Annotated in this window: 19 protein-coding genes and 1 pseudogene; 18 read left to right on the top strand and 2 right to left on the bottom strand. The window is 31.9% G+C overall.

Features of this window, described 5'->3' with window-relative positions; all coding sequences use genetic code 11:
* The first annotated feature begins 111 nt into the window (after positions 1–111).
* The 7 genes from BN4220_RS10290 (at position 112) to BN4220_RS10320 (ending at position 8,660) form a co-directional block, all read left to right on the top strand.
* Positions 112–1,077 (top strand): sugar phosphate isomerase/epimerase family protein, encoded by a 966-nt coding sequence (locus tag BN4220_RS10290; protein WP_066715813.1) that lies wholly within the window; start codon positions 112–114, stop codon positions 1,075–1,077.
* 183 nt (positions 1,078–1,260) lie between these two features.
* Complete coding sequence (locus BN4220_RS10295; protein ID WP_082812258.1) at positions 1,261–2,037, top strand: SDR family NAD(P)-dependent oxidoreductase; 777 nt, start codon at positions 1,261–1,263, stop codon at positions 2,035–2,037.
* A 126-nt stretch (positions 2,038–2,163) separates the two neighbouring features.
* Positions 2,164–2,808: a pyroglutamyl-peptidase I gene (gene pcp / locus BN4220_RS10300; RefSeq protein WP_066715814.1), complete on the top strand. Its 645-nt coding sequence runs from the start codon at positions 2,164–2,166 to the stop codon at positions 2,806–2,808.
* Positions 2,809–3,304: 496 nt separating this feature from the next.
* Positions 3,305–4,342: a helix-turn-helix transcriptional regulator gene (locus BN4220_RS19805; RefSeq protein WP_082812259.1), complete on the top strand. Its 1,038-nt coding sequence runs from the start codon at positions 3,305–3,307 to the stop codon at positions 4,340–4,342.
* Positions 4,343–4,378: 36 nt separating this feature from the next.
* Positions 4,379–5,323: a phosphotransferase gene (locus BN4220_RS10310; RefSeq protein ID WP_066715815.1), complete on the top strand. Its 945-nt coding sequence runs from the start codon at positions 4,379–4,381 to the stop codon at positions 5,321–5,323.
* A 263-nt stretch (positions 5,324–5,586) separates the two neighbouring features.
* Positions 5,587–7,629 carry an SH3 domain-containing protein gene (locus BN4220_RS10315; RefSeq protein ID WP_197467921.1) on the top strand — a complete coding sequence of 681 codons (2,043 nt, stop codon included), beginning with the start codon at positions 5,587–5,589 and terminating at the stop codon, positions 7,627–7,629.
* A 314-nt stretch (positions 7,630–7,943) separates the two neighbouring features.
* Positions 7,944–8,660, top strand: coding sequence for a sulfite exporter TauE/SafE family protein (locus BN4220_RS10320; RefSeq protein WP_066715817.1), 717 nt, complete (start codon positions 7,944–7,946; stop codon positions 8,658–8,660).
* 236 nt (positions 8,661–8,896) lie between these two features.
* On the opposite strand, the gene gltS is transcribed toward BN4220_RS10320, so the two are convergent.
* Positions 8,897–10,120, bottom strand: coding sequence for a sodium/glutamate symporter (gene gltS / locus BN4220_RS10325; protein WP_066715818.1), 1,224 nt, complete (start codon positions 10,118–10,120; stop codon positions 8,897–8,899).
* 424 nt (positions 10,121–10,544) lie between these two features.
* Between gltS and BN4220_RS10330 the strand changes: the two genes are divergently transcribed.
* The 4 genes from BN4220_RS10330 to BN4220_RS10345 all read left to right on the top strand — a co-directional run bounded on the left by BN4220_RS10330 (position 10,545) and on the right by BN4220_RS10345 (position 13,829).
* Positions 10,545–11,291, top strand: coding sequence for a hypothetical protein (locus tag BN4220_RS10330; protein WP_066715819.1), 747 nt, complete (start codon positions 10,545–10,547; stop codon positions 11,289–11,291).
* 77 nt (positions 11,292–11,368) lie between these two features.
* The gene (locus BN4220_RS10335) at positions 11,369–11,845 is read left to right on the top strand and encodes a hypothetical protein (protein WP_066715820.1); all 477 of its coding nucleotides are present in this window, start codon (positions 11,369–11,371) and stop codon (positions 11,843–11,845) included.
* Between the two features lie 33 nt (positions 11,846–11,878).
* Positions 11,879–12,292 carry an arsenate reductase ArsC gene (locus BN4220_RS10340; RefSeq protein ID WP_066715821.1) on the top strand — a complete coding sequence of 138 codons (414 nt, stop codon included), beginning with the start codon at positions 11,879–11,881 and terminating at the stop codon, positions 12,290–12,292.
* Between the two features lie 172 nt (positions 12,293–12,464).
* A complete protein-coding gene (locus tag BN4220_RS10345; protein ID WP_066715822.1) occupies positions 12,465–13,829 on the top strand; it encodes an MATE family efflux transporter in 1,365 nt (454 codons plus the stop codon).
* A gap of 78 nt (positions 13,830–13,907) precedes the next feature.
* Here BN4220_RS10345 and BN4220_RS10350 read toward each other — a convergent pair whose 3' ends face one another.
* Positions 13,908–15,215, bottom strand: coding sequence for a hypothetical protein (locus BN4220_RS10350; RefSeq protein WP_066715823.1), 1,308 nt, complete (start codon positions 15,213–15,215; stop codon positions 13,908–13,910).
* Positions 15,216–15,669: 454 nt separating this feature from the next.
* Here BN4220_RS10350 and BN4220_RS10355 point away from each other — a divergent pair, with 454 nt between their 5' ends.
* The 7 genes and pseudogenes from BN4220_RS10355 (at position 15,670) to BN4220_RS10385 (ending at position 21,697) form a co-directional block, all read left to right on the top strand.
* The gene (locus BN4220_RS10355) at positions 15,670–16,953 is read left to right on the top strand and encodes an IS110 family transposase (RefSeq protein ID WP_066715805.1); all 1,284 of its coding nucleotides are present in this window, start codon (positions 15,670–15,672) and stop codon (positions 16,951–16,953) included.
* 475 nt (positions 16,954–17,428) lie between these two features.
* The gene (locus BN4220_RS10360; protein WP_066715824.1) at positions 17,429–17,842 is read left to right on the top strand and encodes a peptide deformylase; all 414 of its coding nucleotides are present in this window, start codon (positions 17,429–17,431) and stop codon (positions 17,840–17,842) included.
* Positions 17,843–17,883: 41 nt separating this feature from the next.
* Positions 17,884–18,510 (top strand): endonuclease III, encoded by a 627-nt coding sequence (gene nth / locus BN4220_RS10365; RefSeq protein ID WP_066715825.1) that lies wholly within the window; start codon positions 17,884–17,886, stop codon positions 18,508–18,510.
* A 287-nt stretch (positions 18,511–18,797) separates the two neighbouring features.
* A complete protein-coding gene (locus tag BN4220_RS10370; protein ID WP_066715826.1) occupies positions 18,798–19,373 on the top strand; it encodes a class I SAM-dependent methyltransferase in 576 nt (191 codons plus the stop codon).
* Positions 19,348–20,024 (top strand): annotated as a pseudogene (locus tag BN4220_RS10375) (response regulator transcription factor). Before BN4220_RS10370 ends, BN4220_RS10375 begins: the two are co-directional and overlap by 26 nt.
* The gene (locus BN4220_RS10380) at positions 20,021–21,094 is read left to right on the top strand and encodes a sensor histidine kinase (RefSeq protein ID WP_066715827.1); all 1,074 of its coding nucleotides are present in this window, start codon (positions 20,021–20,023) and stop codon (positions 21,092–21,094) included. The pseudogene BN4220_RS10375 and the gene BN4220_RS10380 overlap by 4 nt, the downstream one beginning before the upstream one ends.
* A 96-nt stretch (positions 21,095–21,190) precedes the next feature.
* Entirely contained in the window at positions 21,191–21,697 is a 507-nt protein-coding gene (locus BN4220_RS10385; protein WP_066715828.1) for a flavin reductase family protein, read from the top strand.
* The last annotated feature ends 93 nt before the right edge of the window (positions 21,698–21,790 follow it).

A 21,790-nucleotide genomic window follows, 5' to 3' on the forward strand; every position in this document is an offset into this window, starting at 1 on the left:
TTATTATTTACAGATACTGGTGTACTATAAAGATTAGAATAATTATTGGTGATCGGCAGCAAAATATTAAGCTAATGAATAATAAATTAAGAAAGTTAAGTGGTGAATAAGATGTATCGAACGATTAATTTGGTGAATTACGATTCAGAACTTGAGCGTTTTGCAGATAAAGAAGATTTAATCCAATTTTATTCTAAGTATGGGATAGATGGGATTGAATTACAAAAAGTACAGGAATTACAGGAAAAATATCTACATCAGGATATGATTATCGGAATACATCTTCCCTTTTTCAGTACATGGGTGGATTTTTACAAAGGTGACATGGAAAAGGTATTAAAAGAATATGGAACCATGGAAGTAGTAGAGCAAATCTATGGTGGTACAGATAAATCTGCAATGATAAAAGTATACCAAGAACAATTGGAGTTTGCACATCGTATTGGAGCTAAATATGTAGTATTTCATGTTTGTGATGTATCGATTGAGGAATCATTTACTGGTAAGTTCTTGCATTCAGACGAAGAAGTTATTGATGTCTCCTGTAAGCTTATAAATGAATTGCTTAATGGAAAGGACTATCATTTTGATTTCTTAATGGAAAATCTATGGTGGCCAGGACTTCGTTTAACAAATCCAGCCATAACAAAAAGATTAATGGACGGAGTTAATTATAAGAAAAAAGGAATTATGCTCGATACAGGTCACCTTATGCATACGAATGAAGGATTAAAGACATTAAAAGAAGCTCTAGAATATATAAAAACAGTTGTTAATGAACTGGGCCCGTTAAAAGAATATATTAAGGGAATGCATCTACATCAATCTTTGACTGGAGAAAGAGCGAAAAGTATGAGAGATAGTAAAATCGAACTCAAACAAGACTATTGGGAACGTATGTGCCAGGTTTACGAATATATCTTTCAACTGGATGAACATAAACCTTTTATCTGTGAAGGAATAAGAGAGTTTATAGAAGAGATGAATCCACAATATCTCACGTATGAATTGATTACTCGTAATAGAGAGGAACACGAAGCATATTTAAAGCAAATAAGATCGATTCATGATTTATAAGGACAGCAAGAAGATATGTCGCAGAAGTAAACTTATTCATATAATCAGATTGATATGGTGAGTAATATATTCAAAGGCTTTAAGATATATATAATTTATATAGAACTATATAGAACGATATAAATTTATACGTGATGATGAAGGTAGCTGACTAAAAATATTATTTTATCTTAGGGGAAAAGTATGGGGGAAAAGATGAAAAAGACGATTGCTATTATTACAGGGGCATCTGGTGGGATAGGTTCAGAATTTGTGAAAGAAATGATGAAAGAGAATCTGGATGAAATATGGGTGATTGCAAGAAATAACGCAAAACTTCAAGTACTAAAAGATAAGTTTGGAGAAAAAATCGTTTCGATATCTATGGATCTAACGAATATTTCAGAGATAAAGGAGCTAGAAGAACGTTTACGTATAAATAAACCTATGATAAAGTTTTTGGTGAATAATGCAGGGGTTGCGAGAATGGCGTCTTATAAAGAGCTTCATCTGGATGAAATACAAAGTACCATTATGCTTAATTGTGGAGCAATGGCCTCTATGTCTGCAATATGCATTCCTTATATGGAAAAAGGAAGTGTAATTTTTAATGTAGCATCTGCTTCAGCGTTTCAACCCTTGCCTTATCTAAATTTATATGCTTCGACAAAAGCATTTGAAAGAAATTATTCTAGGGCATTAAATGTAGAACTAAAACCAACGGGAATTTTATCAATTGCAGTATGTCCAAGTTGGGTGGATACGGAATTATTGATGAAAGAGATAAATGGTAAGAAAATTAAATTTGATGGTATTGTTAGTGCAGAACAAGTAGTTAAGCTAGCTATAAAGGATGCAAAAGCAGGAAAAGATATCTCTGTTTGTTCAGCATATGTAAAATGGTTGCATGTACTAGTGAAATTAACTCCACAAAAAATAACGATGAAGATATGGATGCGAAAGATAGGTAAATATCTATAAATAGAGAATTTTATAAGTGAAATAGATACAAGAGTTAATTTATTAAAACCTAATGTATACATAGGAACGAAGGAAGTAATCCAGTATTATAGGATGAAACAAGATTAGTTGGAGGTACAAAAGAGAATGAAAGTACTTATTACAGGATTTGATCCATTTGGAGGAGAAAAATTAAATCCAGCGTTTGAAGCTGTGAAGAAGCTTCCAGATACGGTTGCAGGTGCAGAAGTAATTAAATTAGAAATACCAACCGTTTTCACAAAAAGTGGTGAAGCTGTAGAAAAGGCAATGAAAGAACACAAGCCTGATGTTGTAATTTGTGTTGGACAAGCGGGAGGAAGAAGTTCCATTACAATTGAAAAGGTTGCTATCAACCTTGCAGAAGCAAGAATTAAAGATAACGAAGGAAACCAGCCAATAGATGCAGTATTACATGAAGATGGAGAAAATGCTTACTTTACAACCCTTCCTTGCAAGGCTGTTGTTCGAGAGTTACGAGAAAATAAGATTCCAGCACATATATCTTATACTGCAGGTACATTTGTATGTAACGATGTCATGTATCATGTGCTTTATTTAATTCATAAGAAATATCAAAATGTTCGGGGAGGATTTATTCACGTTCCATATGCTCTTGAACAAGTACTTGATAAACCTCAAGGCACTAGTGCAATGTCCCTTGAAACAATTTCAAAAGGCCTTGAATTAGCAATTAAAGCAACTATTGAAAAAGATAAAGATATTTCACTTATAGATGGAACTATTATGTAATAAATAAGATATGGTTGACTTGCTTTGATTCAATGATTCAGTAATATATGAAAATATTGAGAAGAAAGCTTTCGTATAAATATAGCGAATCGTATCATTAGTAATGGAATCGTTCGTTAAAATAAAATATTTAGATTTCAAATAGGATATATTTCATTTTAAATGATGAAATATATCCTATTTTATGATTGGAATAAAAGTATAAATCTTTGTCCTGTCATTAAAAAACCTCCCCTATGGATGCACATAACGCATTAAGGGAGTTAGTTACTTCGTGATAGATCAGCGCAAGAATGTGCTTTGTACAAACTTTGTTATCATTAAGAAATTCACTATATTTAATAATTTCACCAAGGTTATTAGTACTGGCATTAATAACGTTGTAGAGTAAATTCGCTTATACAGTGAGTGGCATCGTCATCTGCGTTATTGTTTTTAATCCGTATATTAGTTACACTAAAGTTCATAGATACGAATTCCAGGGAGGTAAATGAAAATGGAGTTAGGGACGAAAATTAAAAATTTACGAATGAAAAAAGGAGTTACACAAGAGTGTGTAGCAAAACGCCTTGGTGTTACTTATCAAACTGTGTCAAAATGGGAAAATAATATTACTTTGCCAGATATACAATTACTACCTGAGATATCCGTCTATTTTGGAATAACCATTGATGAGCTATTTGAGTTGACAAGAGAAGACCGTCTTACAAGGATTGATTCTATGCTTGAGGATGAGAGAGTATTAACAGATGTTCAATTTGATGAAACCTTATCCTTTTTAAAATCAGAGTTAGATAAGAATCGCAAGGATGGAAAGATTTATACCTATCTTGCAAAGCTCTATCTTCATCGATCTAAAAGTGCTGGAAATATGGCAGCAGAGTATGCAAAGTTAGCGCTACAATTCAATCCAGAAAGCGAGGAGTTAGATTGCCATCAGGTATTTATGCATACGGGAAATAGCGTCATTTATGATTGGAATGCATCCAATCATCATAAGATCATTACCTATTATTATCAGCTAATTCATAAGAACCCAAGAAATTGGCATCTGTATTTATTCTTATTAGATAATTTGATTGCGGATTTTAGAATTCAAGAGGCAAAAGAGGTATTGAAAAAGTATGAGCAGCTACAAGGAAAGCCAGAATATAAAGTTATGATTTATAATCTATACCTATTAATAGCGGAGGGGAAAGAAGAGGAAGCGCAAAATAGCATTGAGCAAATAATTTTAAATTTTGGGCAGAATGCGAAGATGTGGTTTGATTTAGCTGACTTTATGGCAAAAAGGTGCAGATATGATGAAGCGATAGAATATTATGAAAAGTCTTTTAAGTTGTGGGAAAAGCCTAGATATGTTGATTCATTAGAGGCGATTGCTCACATCTATGAAATACAAGGTATGTATTCAGAAGCTATGTTGACATGGAAACGGATTATAGAAGTAATAAAGGAGGAGTTTGATATTCAGTCTGGTGAAATATTAGAGGCTGTACAAAGAGAGTATCATCGCTTAAGTACGATGCAATAATCTAAGAAAAACATTGGATCAATAAGGAGAATTAGTATGAGTGGCGTATTTCTTGTAGAAGTAGCAAAGATAGATCAAAAGGAGAAAGTAGTATCAATTCTAAATGAGCTTGGATATGAACATTGCCAAGAGTATAAAATTGAGCAGTTCCATGATAATGGAGAAGGAGAAGAATGTGTTTATCAGGTATTTCTCATAAGTATTGGAAAAGAACAGTACATTCTAAAAAAATCCAGTAATGAAGAAAAGGATATCTATACGAAGTTTTTAGAAAATCATGCATTTGCAGTTCCACATTTTATAAATAGTTGTAGGGATAAAGATGGAGAAGAATGGATATTAATTGAGTATGTAAAGGGAAAAGATTTAAGAGAATTTAATCAAGAAATAGCAGTAGCAGCTGCAGAAAGTATAATAGATATTCATAATTATTATTGGAAAGAAAATGAGATTGAGGAAGAACGCTTTAAAAAATATTGGAAAAGAATAAACAAAAGAGCAGAATGCTTGAAGAAGGAATTGGATTTAAAAAGAGCGTATGATGTATTCCTAGAGAGGCAGCTTACCTGTCCTCGGACCCTATGCAACGGAGATTTCTTGCAATACAACGCAATTTATAAAGATAAGAGAGTTATTGTGATAGATTGGGCATTTGGTGGTATCATGCCGTATTCTTTAGATATTTCAAGAATCCTTGTACATGGAAATGAACATCGTTATCCATTTCCATTTTATATGATAGATGAGTATAGAAAGTTATTTGTGAAAACTTATTACAATCACCTAAAGGATAAGATGGAATATAAGAGCTTTATTTGGGATATTGTATTGTCTGGGCTGAATGAATGCATTGAATTTATTGAAAGTGAGTTAAATGATCTAACGATGGAAAGAGATAAGGGATTTGATTTTTACTACAATACAGCTAAAAATATTGCTTCAATTATTAATAGAGGATATGAGAAGTTTAATATGATTTAATAATGAGTTGTATTTCTGCAAAAATGGACTTTACATATTTTTTATTCTACATTAGATTTATTTCTTATGCCAAGCATCCTTTTTCACGTCGATAATATTTATCAAGTTGATAATGTATGGATTGTCTTTCAAAATATCATATAGTATAATATATCCGTTTTACAAAAGACTTTGTATACACAAGGAAAGTTTTAAAAGGAGGTATATTAGCTAAATACATATATAATATGTATTTTCTGAATCAGATTATGCAAAAGAGAAAGATGAAATTTATCGGTTTAGTAGCATTACTAATAGTATTTTACAGCATGTCATTAACAGATGCTTATGCAGCTACTACTACCAACAAAGTCGTAACAAATCAAAGTGTTAGTACGAAGAAAAAAAAGGTGAAAGTTAAGAATAAAACCTTGGCTTTAAGAAGTGGTGCTGGTATAAAGTATCAGGCAATTACTAAAGTAAAAAAAGGTACAACTTTAACTGTGTTAGGTAATGCAAATAGTGTTTGGGTTAAAGTAGAATACAAAGGTAAAGTTGGATATGTTTACAATAAGGATTCAAAGTACCTCAAAGAAGTTTCTACCATAACTGCTGAGGATACAGCAATAAAAAACGTGATCAAAGAAATAGATAATATCAGCGGTACGATAACGCTAAGTAATAAAGAGCAAATTATAAAGGCGAGAGAAGCTTATAACAAATTAAGTAGTTCCGCTAAAAAGAAAGTTACTAACATATCTAAATTAGTAAAAGCTGAAGAGGAAATTGCTTATTTAGAGGGAAACAATGAAAAAGTGGAAGTAGAAAATTCTTCTAACAATGGAGAAATTAATAATCCAGTAGTGGAAAGTCCTTCTTATAATGGAGGAACTAATAATTCGGTAGTAGGAAATCCATCTAACAATGGAGGAACTAATAATTCAGCAGTAGGAAATCCATCTAACAATGGAGGAACTAATAATACGGTAGTGGGGAATCCTTCCAACAATGGAGAAACTAATAATTCAGTGGTAGAAAGTCCTTCTAACGATGGAGGAACTAATAATTCAGTGGTAGAAAATCCTTCTAATGATGGTGAAAATAATAGTACGGAAATAGAGAATCCTTCTATGGATGCTATCAATGAAAAAGCAAAAGAACTATCAAATAAGATAAGTAAACTAAATAAGGAGATAAGTCTTTCTGATCAAGCTTATATTGAAAGCGTGCGTAAGGAATATTCTGATTCTGACGCGGCTGTAAAAAAACTTGTAACAAACATTGCAATCTTAGAAAAAGCGGAAAGCAGTCTTCAAGTTTTATTAAATGAACAAAATCTAGCACAAATTATTGTAGCAAGAATCGATGGATTAGATAGAGAGATTACGTTAGAGGATGCTACAGTAATTGAAGGAATTAGAAGTGATTACGAGAATTTGCCATTGCGAAGCAAAGCTCTTGTCTATAATATTGAGGTATTAAAAGAAGCAGAGGCAAAGTTATTAAATCTTCAGAATGAATATGAGGAAGCAAAGAAGGCAGCAGAATCATATTTAAATGAACTTGATAAGCTTCCTGAAGTGAGTCAAGTGAAACTAAGCGATAAAGAAGCTGTTGTTTCTGTTAGAAATCAATACGAGCAATTAAATGGACTTGCAAAAGATATGGTAAGTCAGGAAAAGAATCAAAAGCTTATTGATTTAGAAGCGGTTATAAACGCACTTGAGATAAAAGAGCAAGATATAGCAAATGCTGCATATGTGGAAGAACTAATTCAAAAATTAGACAAAACAATTTATTATCAAGATTATAGTTTAATAAGAGAAGCTAGAAACGAATACAATCGCTTAAGTACATATGCCAAATCATTGGTGGGAAATCTAGATATACTTGAAAATGCAGAAATGGAACATGCTGAAGTGTTAGGAAGAATCGCTAATGTAATTAATCGAATAAATGAAATTCCAGAGGAATTAACCTTAGATGATAAATCCGTCGTAGTTTCTGCGAGAGAAGCTTATGAGCTGTTATCAATGGATGAAAAACAAGCAATCATGAAATGGGAATTAAGTATATTAATTTTCTCGGAAGAAAAGATCCAACGATTAGAAACTACAGCACAACATGAAGTGTTAAGTAACTTTTCCAATCAGGTAAAATCTTTACCAAGTAAGGAGAATATATTAATCAAAGATAAAGAACGTATTATGGAACTTAAGAATCAATACTATCTTATCGATGAAAATTTAAGATTTGCAGTCGGTGAAGAGTTTAATATTTTATGTGAATTAGAAGCACAGATTAATTTGCTTGAATCACAACAATAACATATTTACAGAATTAAGTTATTATACGTAGTTATAATTAATATTAAAATTAGAAAAAAGCATTGCACTGGTTTTAAGTGTAATGCTTTTTTTATGACAGTTAAAGATAGCTATTGTTATTTTGCAGTTAACGATTGTTTTTTATAAGAATTATTACGGCAAATTATATCTATGACAACCAAATCTTCAGGTGTATAAGTTATCAGTTAATGCGTACAATAATTAATATTCTAGGGACCAATATACAATTAACCGATTCTATTCTAATAGAACTAGAAAATATCAGTGCTGTAATAGATGAGTGAAAGGATGATATGAATCATATAGTCAGTTCTATCTTATTTTTATTTGTAATTCTTGTTGCAAACACGATCCAAGTACTTACAGGATTTGCGGGAAATATGCTAGCAATGCCTTTTTCAATTCATCTAATTGGCGTAAATGAAGCGAAAACAGTATTGAATGTGTTTAATTTAGTAGCGTGTTTGTACCTATGGTGGAAGAATAGAGCATATGTGAATAAAAAAGTATTTACTAAAATTATAATTTTTATGATAATTGGTATGCTGATAGGAATCTGGTTGTTTGAAATACTGCCAATCAATTTTCTGTTAACTGCATATGCTATTTTAATCATTATTATTGCTTTGTATAAGATGTTTTGCAAAAAGCAAGTAAGTGTTCCAGAGTTTTTCATGATATTTGTTATTTTGATAGCAGGAATTATACATGGCATGTTTGTTTCGGGTGGAGCGTTACTTGTTATTTATGCAGTGAGTGTGTTAAAGGATAAGAAAGAATTCCGAGCTACACTATCTCCTGTATGGGTCGTATTAGCTATTATTTTAATGTTTACTCATGCAAAAAGTGGATTTTATACACCAAATACAATAACATTGATTGGTTTTAGTATGATACCACTTATAATTTCTATCTGGTTAGGGAATAAGCTATTTGATAAGATTAATCAGGCAATGTTTTTAAAGGTCACGTATATTTTGTTGTTGATTTCAGGGTTAACATTGCTGTAAATAATGAAGCTATCATGCTGTAAACAATAAAGGTATCATGCTGTAAATAATAGAGGTACACCTTGCTGTAGAGTAAGAAGTGTATACCATATTGTAAAAGAATCAAGTTGAGGAGCTTTTGCTTCGTAGTTGAGTTATCATCTATGTAGGAAAAGCTCCTATCTCGTTTAAAAAGAAACAAGAGCAGGTTTAAAAAGACCTGCTCTTGTTAAATCAGTAATCAATTTTAAAGCTATCTAGGTAAGAAAACCGATAAATGTATAGATAATTCCAATGTTAATAAAGTCTATGAATAATGACCCTACGATTGGTACAATGAAGAAAGCTGTTTTGGAATATCCATATTTTTCAGTAACGGAATTCATATTTGCCATTGCATTTGAAGTAGAGCCCATTCCAAATCCAGTTAAACCTGCCACCATTACGGCGGAGTCATAATTTTTGCCCATGAATCGATACGATATAAAAACACCATAAATGTACATCATGATACATTGAGCTAACAGTATGATTAACATTGGTAATGCTAAGTCTATTAAATGCCAAAGTTTTAATGTGATAAGTGCCATTCCAAGGAATAGATTTAAGGATACTTCCCCTACTACTTCAATTTCTTCGATTGGAGTGTTAAATCGTGTTGAGTTGTCGGAAATGTTCCTTATAACAGCAGCTACAAGCATCGCACCTATATAAGAAGGAAAAGTGACTCCATCATACCAATGTCCAACTAATGTATTTAAAATATCAGTTAAATAAGTACCGATGGCCATAGCAATTAATATTTGAAAAAAGGCCTTATTAATTTTATTCGTATCAAGTATAGTTTTTTTAGTTTCTACAATGGGGAGATCAATATTAATCTCATCCGATGGCTGACTATTTTTCTTATTCATAAGATTATGTTTAAGTATAAGGCGATTGGCCATAGGACTACCTAGGAGAGAACCTGCAATGAGGCCAAATGTTGCAGCTGTTAAGCCAATGGTTAGAGCCTCAGGATGCCCAAGGGCTTCTATGCTAGGTGCTACTGCGGCGGCTGTGCCGTGTCCACCTGTTAGAGAAGGTGAAGCTGTAAGGAGTGCTATAAGTGGGCTAATTCCTAAAACACCTGAAAGACCAACGGCTAATAAATTTTGAAGGATTGCTAATACTACTGAGATAGAGAGAAATACGAGTATTTTTTTACCTCCGATTTTAAGCATCTTAAAACTAGCATTAAAACCAACCGTACAGAAAAACATGGTTTGGAAAAAGGTTTGTAGCGTTGCATCAAATTCAAAAGAAGCGATATTGCTTTGTCTAAGAAGTAGATGAAGAATTGAAAATATAAGTCCACCAATTACTGGGGATGGTATTGCATATCTTGAAAATATAGGAACAGCTTTTTTAATTGTTTGACCAATTAAAAGGAAAATGACCGCCACTCCTATGGATTGAATCATGTTAAATTGAATTATCATTTAAAGTCCTCCTAAAATAAAAATTCATCATTAGTTATTAGCAAATTTAATTTTATTAAAATATCTGTATGAAAATTAAGTAGGGATTTAATTCAGAATTATATTATGGAAGAATAATATGATTCTAGTGCATTGTTTGGAATGAAATGGAATCTTACTCTAAAAAGATAATATGTATATTAATTCATTTTTGAAATAAAGTCAATTAGGTACCTGTAGCAAAAGATTGGGATTTGAATGTTAGTATTAGATAATAAACTTAACGTAGTCTTGATAGGATACTATAACGAGATTGTGCGTAGCACATTCTTTATTCCTTTTTACTTGTTGAACTTTAAAATATATTTTATAATCAGCATGTTTTTATATCCTTTTTTTAAACTATATGTTATAAATATATTGAGAATTAAAAGGTGACAATAAAATGAAGAAGACATTATACGATTTTAAAGATCAGATTATGACCTTACCATTGAAAGATAAATATACAAAAGAAGAAATCTTAATTTCTGAGTTTTTACTAGAAAAGGAAGAAAATTTAGAAATTTACTATGCGCCTCATAATGAATATATCAATCCACAAGCTAAAATATTTATTATTGGGATTACACCAGGCTTCCAGCAGATGAGTACAGCAATTGCAACTGCAAGACAACAATTAGAATTAGGCATTCCTATGAATGAAATTCAATATGCATGTAAAGCAGCTGGCCGATTTAGCGGTGTGATTCGAAAGAATATTATTGATATGCTAAATGAAATTAAGTTAAATGAACGACTTCATATAAAAAGCTGTGGCGAGTTGTTTGAAAAAGAGGATCATTTACTTCATACGGTATCCTTAATCCCTTACTCTGTTTTTGTAAAAAAGCAAAATTATAGTGGACATACCCCAAAGATTTTAAAAAGCACAATCCTAAAAAAATATATTTATGAGAATTTTATGGAAGAGTTTTTTAGTCTGAATGCTCCTAAGGAGGTACTTTTGATACCTTTAGGAAAGGCAGTGGAAGAAGTACTGTCTCATCTAGAAGAGGAAGGTATGATTGAAAAAGGACATATACTTAAAAATTTCCCACATCCATCTGGTGCCAATGTAAATCGCATTCCTCAATTGAATGCGAATAAAGAAGATATGAATAATTTTCTTCAGCAGTTTTTTGGTTACTAAGTATAAATGGACAATCAAGCTCCTGTAATTCCATCCAAATATACTGTAATATAATTTATATTAATTGGAGGTTAGATATGGAATTTAGAGTTATATCATTACCAAAATTTAAAGCGGCATCCTCTGGTGTAGACAGAAATTTTGATTTTTCTTCAAATGGTATTTTAGGAAAATTCGATGCGTATTTTTCAGCAATTAAACCATGCGATAGAGATGGTTTTATGCCTCGAGATTTTTTGTATTTTGATGAAGAAAAGCAAGGAATGGTTTGGATTTGGGCATTAAGCGAAGATATGGAGGATGGTGGAAAAGAAGTCATTGATTTTGAGGGTGGCTACTATCTAACCTATGTGTATAAAGATGGAGATGAAGAGGCCAATGGGAAGTTTTATAATGAAGCTTTAAAATACATTGAAACCTCAGAAGTTTTCGAACTCGATGTTCGTCCAAATCATTATGCTATGGGGCATATTATTACACCAGCTGAAATTATTGAAGCACAAGGTTGGGCACAGATGGAGACATTTATCCCAATTAAGTTAAAGAATAAATAGATTAAAGTTTATAAAGTTAGGAGTACTATTATAATGAGTAAATTAAAAGTTGCTTTTGTTTGTGTACATAATTCTTGTAGATCACAAATGGCTGAAGCTTTAGGAAAACTTTTGGCATCCGATGTATTTGAAAGCTATTCTGCTGGAACTGAATTAAGACCACAAATTAATCAAGATGCAGTAAGAATTATAAAAGAATTATATGGCGTAGACATGAATGAAACTCAGAAAAGCAAATTGCTATCTGATATTCCAGAAGTAGATATTGTAATTACAATGGGTTGCAACGTAAAATGTCCAAACTTACCATGTAAGCATAGAGAAGATTGGGGATTAGAAGATCCATCTGGTAAGGCGGATGAAGAGTTTATTCAAACTGCTAAAATCATAGAAGAGAAAGTATTAGACCTTAAAGAAAGAATAATAAAAGGAAAATTTAATAGCTAAATCAAAATTTCATATATAATAAATTTTGATTATAAAAACATTAGTAAGCCGACAAGAATGAATAGAATCAACTTGTCGGCTTTGTTGTATAAAAATTAAATATTTTCATTGCATTTTAGATGAAAAAGTATAAAATAGACAAGGAAACTAAAGAGCATAGGAGTAAATACAGATGGAAAATAACAAGATAAAGAACATGACAACAGGTTCTCCAATGAAGTTAATCCTGTATTTCGGTGTCCCGTTATTTATAGGTATGTTGTTTCAACAATTCTATAATATGATGGATGCATTGATCGTAGGACGTACTTTAGGACCTCAGGCATTGGCGGCTGTTGGTGGAACAGGATCGATTAATTTTATGATAATTGGCTTTTGTATGGGAGTATGCAATGGATTTGCCATTCCAGTTGCTCAAGCCGTTGGTGCAAAAGATGAAAGCTCTCTTAGAAAATATGTAGCGAATAGTGTGTGGGTGTCTGTTGTTTTTGCGACAATATCTACAATTGTAGTATGTTTGCTTTGTGGTAAAATTCTTGTATGGATGAATACCCCAAGTGATATTTTAGAGGGCTCTTATGAATATATTTTTGTTATTTTCTTAGGAATTCCTGTGGTTTATCTATATAACTTATTATCAGGAATCTTAAGATCTCTCGGTGATAGTAAGACACCGCTTTATTTTTTGGTGATATCATCGTTATTAAATATCGTACTTGATTTAGTTGCAATCTTGGTTTTTGATATGGGGGTAGCCGGTGCTGCTTGGGCAACTGTTATTTCACAGGCAATCTCAGGAGTTCTTTGCTTAGTATACATAGTAAAAAAATATCCAATTCTTAAGATAAGCAAGGAAGAATGGAAGCCTAATTTATTGTTTATACAAAAACTTTGTATGATGGGATTACCCATGGGACTTCAATATTCCATTACAGCAATCGGTAGTGTTGTATTACAAACTGCAGTGAACTCTTTGGGGTCTATGGCGGTAGCAGCAGTAACTGCTGGTAATAAAATTAGTACATTATTCTGCTGTCCGTTTGATGCTATGGGTTCTACAATGGCAACTTATTCAGGGCAGAATAGAGGTGCAGGCAAATTAGACCGTGTTACAGAGGGTATCAAAGCTTGTAGTTTTATTGCAGTGATATATTCCGTAATATCATGTGCGGTATTGATTCTCTTTGGTGAAAAATTATCCTTACTTTTTGTAGAGGGAAAAGAAATTGATATTATAAAAAATTCAGCTGTATTACTGAAATGGGTAAGTATTTTCTATTTTCCATTGGCTCTAGTTAATATAATTCGATTCTCAATCCAAGGATTAGGATTTGGAACATTAGCTATTTTTGCGGGAGTATTTGAAATGATTGCCCGTGGTATTGTTGGTTACTTTTTTGTACCGATGTTTGGCTATATTGCTGCTTGTTTTGCAAGTCCAGTTGCGTGGATAATGGCTGATATGTTCTTAATTCCAGCTTATTTCTTCGTTATTAGAAAGTTGAAAAGAGAGATTATCAGCAGAACGATATCTTAATTTAATAAAAAAGAAACAAATTTTTGTAACTGTGTTGAGACAGTATCAAAATTTGTTTCTTTTTTTATAAACCAAGACCTATTCAAATAAATGATCTAACTTCGGGCTGTTATTAACTTTAATGCTTTGAACCTCATTTGACTCGGAATTCACAATAATGGTTATCGTGTCTAATTTGCTATATGGTCCTACAATTGAATAAAATATAAGCAGACCGGCATCCTCTTTTTCATATGTTACCCCTTCTAGTGCCTTTTCTAGATCAGAAGCTGATATTCCACGTTTAATACCTTTTTGGATTTCAATCTCAACATTTGTTGTATTTTTATCACCCACAGCAGTTGTTAAGAAGCAATTTTCAATGGTAGTTGCTTTTTCAGAATAGTTATTTGCTATTCCACGAAGTTCTTGATTGTCTTTTCTTAAAGTTACCCATCCATAGTCTTTTGCTTTGACGGTCATATCTGTATCAGATTCCTTGATTACCCAACCATTCTTTATAAATTCACTTACTGGCGCTGGGATGTGATATAAGTTTTTATCAAATAAAACAATAAAACTTTGAATATTGGAACCAAGCTCTGCTGGTGCTTGATATTTAGTTACAATATCAGGTATTTCATTACTTACTTCTTGCGTATTATTTTTCGTTTCTTCTGTTTCTACTAAATTTGTAATAGATATTTCATTTAGTACCTTCTTCTCTAAATCTACTGATAATTCGATATCTTGATAAGAATCATATTCATAAGTTAATTTGGTATAAAGGCTACCATCATAGCGACTTGATTCTGTGCCATAAGCAGCTATGATATCTTCTAAAGAAGATTCCATATATTTAATACCACCAGGTAATGTAATATTTAAACCATTATCTTTTATTAAGTACTGATCCATTGAGATTCCAGCAACTAAGCAGTTATCTAGGGTAGTAGTATCCATACCAAAATTAACTAGACTAATATATACTTCATAATCACCTTTTTGAAATCTTTCTGCAACGGTATATTGATTCGGATCTAATGTTGTTGTAAGGTCACCAAGATAAGTCCAGCCTTGTGAGATAAATTGTTGATAGGTCATAGGAAATTGATAAACGACGCCATCCATTTGAAGTTGGAAACTATACAAATCATCAGATAAATTCGTAGGTACTGTTACTGTATTGATATTGGATTGTGATTGCGTTGGTGCCACAGTAGGTTCTGCAGTAGGTTCTATGACTTCTTTGGTTGGTTGTGGAGTATTTTCAGGTTGTTGTTCAGATATAGTAGGAATAGTGGTAGGGTCCTCTGTAGTATTCGTTGATTCTGATTTCTTTGAACAACTAATTACAATAAAACATAGGATTAATACTGTTGTAAAAAGAATAACTCTTTTTTTCATTCTTATTCTCCGTTTCATCTCTTTTCTTATGATACTAAAAATAAATGAGTACCTTTTATATATTACTATAACTATTCTATAGCTTTTAAATTGATTCAAGATAAAGGATAAAATTTGTTTTAAACTTCTTTTATTGTAGAACATAAAAGTTAACTTAGGAACGGATAACTTAAATAAATCTAGGAACAGATAACTTAAAGATAGAATTAGGAGTAGTGGAGAGAAAAAGTAAACTAGGCAATTAGGAGAAGTGAAAAATCTAATCTGTTTACGCGTGTTATTTTATTATGCTATAATAGCTTTTATAATATAAAAGACATTTAATTTATTTTTTACAAATAGAAAGCATTCCTGTAATTCATAAATAGCGTCAATTGATAATAAGAAAACCTCACGGTATAATTAAGATATCATCTTGGCGGATGTAAATTATCTTAATCACCGGAGGCTATAAATGAATTATACACAAAATAAGAAGATAGAACAAGTAACAGAATCAACTTTAGTAATCGGAACTGACATTGGAAGTGAGTTTAATTATGTTAGAGCATTCGATTGGAGAGGAATTGAATTAACTAAAAAGGTCTTTTCTTTTAGCAATACAAAACAAGGCTATATAAACTTTCTAGACTGGGTGCACCAGGTTTTAAGTAGAACAAATAAAAAAGAGATTATTGTTGGCTGTGAGCCAACAGGGCATTACTGGTTTACCTTTGCAAAGTATGTTAAGGAACAGGGGATGAAGCTGGTATTTGTGAATCCATTTCATGTACATCAAAGTAAGGAAATGGATGATAATAGCCCGAAAAAGACAGATATGAAAGATCCTAAAACAATTGCTAAGTTGGTTGTAGAGGGACGCTATAGTCTGCCATATGTTCCTGAAGGAGTATATGCGGATTTAAGAACTGCGGTTTCAAGTCGTGATCGTATTCTAAAGGAGCTAAATGCAGCAACGAATAGAATTAAGAGATGGCTTAAAATATATTTTCCTGAATACTTAGAAGTATATAAAGTATTCGATTCAATTAGTGGTATCCTGGTGCTTGAAAGAGCGCCAATGCCAAGAGATGTGATATCATTAGGTACAGAAGGCATCAATAAAATCTGGCGTGAAGCAAAGGTGCGTAGAGTAGGTATGAAGAGGGCACAGACCCTGGTTGTAGCTGCGCATAATAGTGTCGGAATTAATGGTGGAAGCTGTGCAAAGTTGGAATTACAACTCTTGCTAGAGGATTATCAATCGAAAAAGAATCAATTAGAAAAGATTACACAAGTAATCGAAGAAGAAACCCTTCAGATTGATTATGTAGAACAACTATTATCAATTAAAGGTGTAGGCCTTATTACTGTAGCTGGATTTCTAGCAGAGGTAGGTGATATTCGACGTTTTAATTCACCGAAACAGGTACAGAAACTAGCAGGACTAGAGTTAAAAGAAAACAGCTCAGGAAAGCATAAAGGTCAAACCACGATCAGTAAGCGTGGACGAAAAAAACTGCGAAGGCTATTATTCCAAGTGGTTTTGCCAATGATACGGAGCAATAGAGAATTTAGAGAAATCTATGATTATTATACAACTCGTATAAAAAATCCGTTAAAAGGAAGGCAGGCAATGGTTGCTGTTAGTTGTAAGTTAATCAGAGTCTTTTACGCAGTCTTAACAAAAGGCATACATTATGATGCAGAAAAACTAAGAAACGACATCATCAGACCACAAGAATTAAAAGTGGCCTAATAGAAAAAGTACTGTAAACAGAAGACGTCCGCCAAGATATTGGTGCTGAGTTACAGGAATGAAATCAACATGACAAAACAGAACCGGTTAGCCGCGTTAGAATTACTCCAGAGGGCAGGACCCTGTCAGAAAGCAGCAAGCGGCACCCAACTATAGATAGGCAGAACGAAGGAATTTAGGACTTTGCTAGATGCAGATGATCCTGTTAGACATGAGAGGTTGGTTGCTATAGGAAGGATTGGGAAACAGGAAGGTCTTTATAGAAAATGAATGACGTTTATTTTTGTGTACCCTTTTTTCTGAAAAAGATGTACGTTTGGGTTTGAAACGATACACTTTTTATCTATGGATCTGTTTTTAGTAGTAACACGTTAACTTAGATGAAGACTCATAAATGGCTTAAAATAAGCATTCTTTGTGAAACTTCACTAAAAATATATAGAGAGGAAAAGACGATAATTGTCTTAAAATAATAATGGTAAGAGAAATTGTTAAGGATAAACAGAAGTTAATACAAAAAGCTGTAGATGCGACAAAAGAGGATTTATATATTATTACTGATATGGTGGATACTGCAAAGGCAAACGAAGGTATTTGCGTTGGACTAGCTGCGAATCAGATTGGTGAGAATGTTCGTATTATCGTAGTTAAAATGAAAAATCAGTTTATTCCATTGGTAAATCCTAAGATTATTAGACATAGCCAGTCAACATATGAAGCGGAAGAAGCATGTTTATCCCATGAGGGAACCAAAAAAACTACAAGATATTCATCCATAGAAGTGGAATACCGAGATGGGAGATTTATAAAGAAAACTCAGAATTTTAGTGGATTTGTTGCAGAGGTAATTCAGCATGAAATGGACCATTGTAATGGTATTTTGATTTAGAAGTAACTTTTAATTTAAAAGGATGAAAAGAAGGTTATACTATGACAAACGAAGCGATACAAATGGTTTTACAGACTTTAGATCAGGAATATGGAACCACCAAGGAAGGATTTTTACACTATGCGGATTGGCAACTATTACTTGCTATCATGTTAAGTGCTCAAAGTACAGATAAACAAGTTTACGAGGCGTTACCAGGTTTATGGAATCGATTTACTTCTATAGAACAAATGGCAGAAGCTCCAGTGGAGGAAATTGAAGAATATATTCGATCCATTGGATTATATAAGAGTAAAGCAAAAAACATGAAGCAATGTTGTAAGCAAATCATAGACGAATATGACGGAAATGTTCCTACAACCGTGGAGGAATTAATTAAATTAGCTGGGGTTGGAAGAAAATCAGCAACATTATTTCTCGCAGATGCTTATGATATTCCAGGAGTTACGGTAGATACTCATGTTTTGCGAATTGCAAGGCGACTTGGATGGGCAAATGGGAAGAATCCAGTACAGGTGGAACAGGAGCTCATGCAGGTACTACCGAAAGACTATTGGAATCGTATTAATTTTCAGTTGATTTATCATGGACGAAGTGTCTGCACTGCAAGAAAATGTCATTGTGATCAGTGTTTGTTGAGCCAATGGTGTGAAAAGAATATGAATTAATTATTTATATAAAAATGAATTAGTATAGGAATTTAATTATAAATGTATCTAAAAATCAGTATAAAAGAGTTGAAGTAGTGAATGAAAAGTACTTCAGCTTTTTTTTGTAGGAATTCCAAAGTCTAAATCTGGTGAACAAAGAGGACTTTTTTAGCGCTTTGGATGTTATCTAATTGGATAATGATATGGATTTGGACAAATATTAAGAAATCTTAAAATATTTATACAGTAACATTTAAGCATTTGTTTTTATTATTGATGCAAATTAATGTTGGAGGGATGTATAAATGTTTTTACTCGAATATATAAAAAATCCAAGATATGTTGGAGCAGTTGCTCCAAGCGGTAAACATCTAGCAAATGAAATGATAAGTGAAATAGATTTTGAAAATGCAAAATGTATTATAGAATATGGTCCGGGTACAGGAGCATTTACCGAAAAAATTCTTTCTAGGGTAAATAATGAAACAATCGTTATACTAATTGAAATTAACAAAGAATTTTATAGCGAATTAAAAAAATTATACGGTCATAAAAAGAATGTGATAATCTTAAATAGTAGCGCTGAAAATATTGATATTATATTAAAAAGATATTCAATCAGTGACGTGGATTATATTGTATCAGGATTACCGTTTGCTTCCTTACCGAAAAATGTGTCAAAAAGTATTCTAAAGAAAACGTCAGATTTAATAAAAGGCAAAGGAAAATTTATTACCTTCCAGTATTCACTGATCAAAGTAAAATTTATAAATAAATTTTTTAATAAGGTCAATTATTCTAAGGTATTGATGAATTTTCCACCAGCTTATGTTTTAATATGTGAAGAGGATAATTATGAAGAAACATATATTAGTAGTTGATGATGATAAAGACATTAGGGAATTAATCACTGTATATTTAAAATCAGAAGATTTTTACGTGGATAAAGCATGTAATGGCGAAGAAGCTTTAAAATTCATTGAAGAAAATCATTACGATTTAGTTTTATTAGATATAATGATGCCAAAGATGGATGGTATTGAAACCTTAATAAATTTGAGAAAAAAATATATGATGCCAGTTATCTTTCTTACGGCAAAAGATCAGGAAATAGATTTACTAAAAGGATTATCCTTAGGCGCGGATGACTATATTTCAAAGCCGTTTAGTTCTTTGGAGCTTATCGCAAGAGTGAAAGCTCAGCTTAGAAGGTTACTGTATTTAATAATTTAGATAAAAGTAACATTACAATTGGAGAATTAGTTTTAGATCTTGATATGCATAGAGTAACTGTAGAAGGTAAAGAAATAAAATTAACACCAACAGAATATAAAATATTAGAATTATTATGTAAGAATAGGAATATTGTATTTAGTGTGGAGCAAATATATGAAAATATTTGGAGAGATAAATATGCGGTTGGAGATACGTCTATCATGGTTCATATAACGAAACTTAGACAAAAAATCGAAAAAGATCCCAAGAACCCTGAGTATATAAAAACAGTTTGGGGAGTTGGGTATAAGATATGATGAAAAGAAAGCATAAGTCTTTAGCTGTTAAGGCACTAGGGGTTGCAATCATTAGTTTTATAATCTGTTATATTGTAATGATACTAAGTTTTAACATATATGCGTTATTGTTATATAATTATGCTACAACATGGGCAAATCAATTTAATTTATTGTTTTTACTACCTACTTTTATTGCCATAAGCTCATTTATATTTATATTTTTATTACTTGTAAATCGAAGGCTTAAATATTTTAAATATATAATTAATTCAGTCAAGAAAATAGATTCCTTAGAATTTTTAAGTTCTCTAGAGGAAAAGGGAAATGATGAGTTTACTGAACTAGCCAAAAGTATAAACATAATGAATGCAAGATTACAAGCTAGATTAAAGAAAGAAAAAGAGATGGAAGACTCAAAATACGAATTAATAACGTCTGTTTCCCATGATTTAAAGACACCATTAACATCACTTATAGGTTATTTAGATTTATTAAATAATCATAAGTATGAGGACGATGTGAGAAGAGATGAGTATATTTCAATCACATATAATAAGAGCCTAAGATTAAAAGAATTAGTCAATGAATTATTCGAATATACAAAATTAACTAGCAATGATGTAAAACTTGAGCGTAATCGATTTAATGTTTCAGCTTTAATAAATCAAATAGTTGGAGAAAGTATTATTGATTTTAATGAGAAAGATATAGAAGTTTTATTAGATAATCCTTATAAAGAACTATATTCTGAAATCGATGTTAAATTGCTTTCAAGAGTTTTTGAAAATATCTTAAAAAATGCTGAAAAATATAGTGATTCAAATTCCGTTTTTAAGATTAGCGTAGAAAGTAATGAAACTTATATTGTAATGCATTTTAAAAATAAATGTGATGGAATCGATGAAATCGATGTTAATAAGATTTTTGAGAGATTCTATAGATTAGACAGTGCTAGAAGTAGTGAAAAAGAAGGATCAGGGTTAGGTTTAACTATTTCAAAAAGAATAATTGAGCTACATCACGGAATTATGGAAGCAGAAAAGCAAGGAGATAATCTAATACTAACAATTAAATTATATAAAGTATAGATGATACTATAAGTTCTGCTTGATGTATTAACAAATGGAAAGAATTGATGTATAGTGATAGGGAGTCTATTTATAAAGTATTAAGGAGGACTATAAATGAGCTTTAAAGAAATTGATATTAATGAATTAAATATTAATCCATTCAAATTAATCGGAAGTGAGTGGTTACTTATCACAGCGGGTGACGAGAAAAAGCATAATACAATGACAGCTAGTTGGGGTGGCTTAGGTGTATTTTGGGGAAAGAATACAGCCACTGTATATATTCGACAATCACGTTATACAAAAGAGTTTGTTGATGCTAATGATACTTTTACAATCTCTTTTTATGATAAGCAATATAAAAAAGCCCTTGGAATTTGTGGGAGTAAATCTGGCCGTGATACCGATAAGGAAGCAGAGGCGGGATTAACACCTTGTTACGTTGATGGAACGACAGCCTTTGAAGAAGCGAATATGATCATGGTATGTAAAAAAATATATCAGAACTTTATGCCAAGCGATAACTTTATAGAAAAAGAAAATGATGAAAAATGGTATGGTGATAAAGATTATCACACAATGTATATTGCAGAAATTCAGAAGGTATATATTAAAAATTAAGATAAAAATTAAGAGAAAAGCTTAAGGTAGAGGAAACTGGAATTATTGTTTCCTTTACCTTTTCCTATGAAGATATTTGAAAAGTTATATTGT

It is taken from the genome of Clostridium sp. Marseille-P299 (genome assembly GCF_900078195.1).
Taxonomy (GTDB): Bacteria; Bacillota; Clostridia; order Lachnospirales; family Lachnospiraceae; genus Lachnoclostridium.

Bases quoted from the DNA above. Each gene is read 5' to 3' on its own strand.
- BN4220_RS10290 (WP_066715813.1), top strand. From the start codon at position 112: ATGTATCGAACGATTAATTTGGTGAATTACGATTCAGAACTTGAGCGT.
- BN4220_RS10295 (WP_082812258.1), top strand. From the start codon at position 1,261: ATGGGGGAAAAGATGAAAAAGACGATTGCTATTATTACAGGGGCATCT.
- pcp (WP_066715814.1), top strand. From the start codon at position 2,164: ATGAAAGTACTTATTACAGGATTTGATCCATTTGGAGGAGAAAAATTA.
- BN4220_RS19805 (WP_082812259.1), top strand. From the start codon at position 3,305: ATGGAGTTAGGGACGAAAATTAAAAATTTACGAATGAAAAAAGGAGTT.
- BN4220_RS10310 (WP_066715815.1), top strand. From the start codon at position 4,379: ATGAGTGGCGTATTTCTTGTAGAAGTAGCAAAGATAGATCAAAAGGAG.
- BN4220_RS10315 (WP_197467921.1), top strand. From the start codon at position 5,587: ATGAAATTTATCGGTTTAGTAGCATTACTAATAGTATTTTACAGCATG.
- BN4220_RS10320 (WP_066715817.1), top strand. From the start codon at position 7,944: ATGAATCATATAGTCAGTTCTATCTTATTTTTATTTGTAATTCTTGTT.
- gltS (WP_066715818.1), bottom strand. From the start codon at position 10,120: ATGATAATTCAATTTAACATGATTCAATCCATAGGAGTGGCGGTCATT.
- BN4220_RS10330 (WP_066715819.1), top strand. From the start codon at position 10,545: ATGAAGAAGACATTATACGATTTTAAAGATCAGATTATGACCTTACCA.
- BN4220_RS10335 (WP_066715820.1), top strand. From the start codon at position 11,369: ATGGAATTTAGAGTTATATCATTACCAAAATTTAAAGCGGCATCCTCT.
- BN4220_RS10340 (WP_066715821.1), top strand. From the start codon at position 11,879: ATGAGTAAATTAAAAGTTGCTTTTGTTTGTGTACATAATTCTTGTAGA.
- BN4220_RS10345 (WP_066715822.1), top strand. From the start codon at position 12,465: ATGGAAAATAACAAGATAAAGAACATGACAACAGGTTCTCCAATGAAG.
- BN4220_RS10350 (WP_066715823.1), bottom strand. From the start codon at position 15,215: ATGAAAAAAAGAGTTATTCTTTTTACAACAGTATTAATCCTATGTTTT.
- BN4220_RS10355 (WP_066715805.1), top strand. From the start codon at position 15,670: ATGAATTATACACAAAATAAGAAGATAGAACAAGTAACAGAATCAACT.
- BN4220_RS10360 (WP_066715824.1), top strand. From the start codon at position 17,429: ATGGTAAGAGAAATTGTTAAGGATAAACAGAAGTTAATACAAAAAGCT.
- nth (WP_066715825.1), top strand. From the start codon at position 17,884: ATGACAAACGAAGCGATACAAATGGTTTTACAGACTTTAGATCAGGAA.
- BN4220_RS10370 (WP_066715826.1), top strand. From the start codon at position 18,798: ATGTTTTTACTCGAATATATAAAAAATCCAAGATATGTTGGAGCAGTT.
- BN4220_RS10380 (WP_066715827.1), top strand. From the start codon at position 20,021: ATGATGAAAAGAAAGCATAAGTCTTTAGCTGTTAAGGCACTAGGGGTT.
- BN4220_RS10385 (WP_066715828.1), top strand. From the start codon at position 21,191: ATGAGCTTTAAAGAAATTGATATTAATGAATTAAATATTAATCCATTC.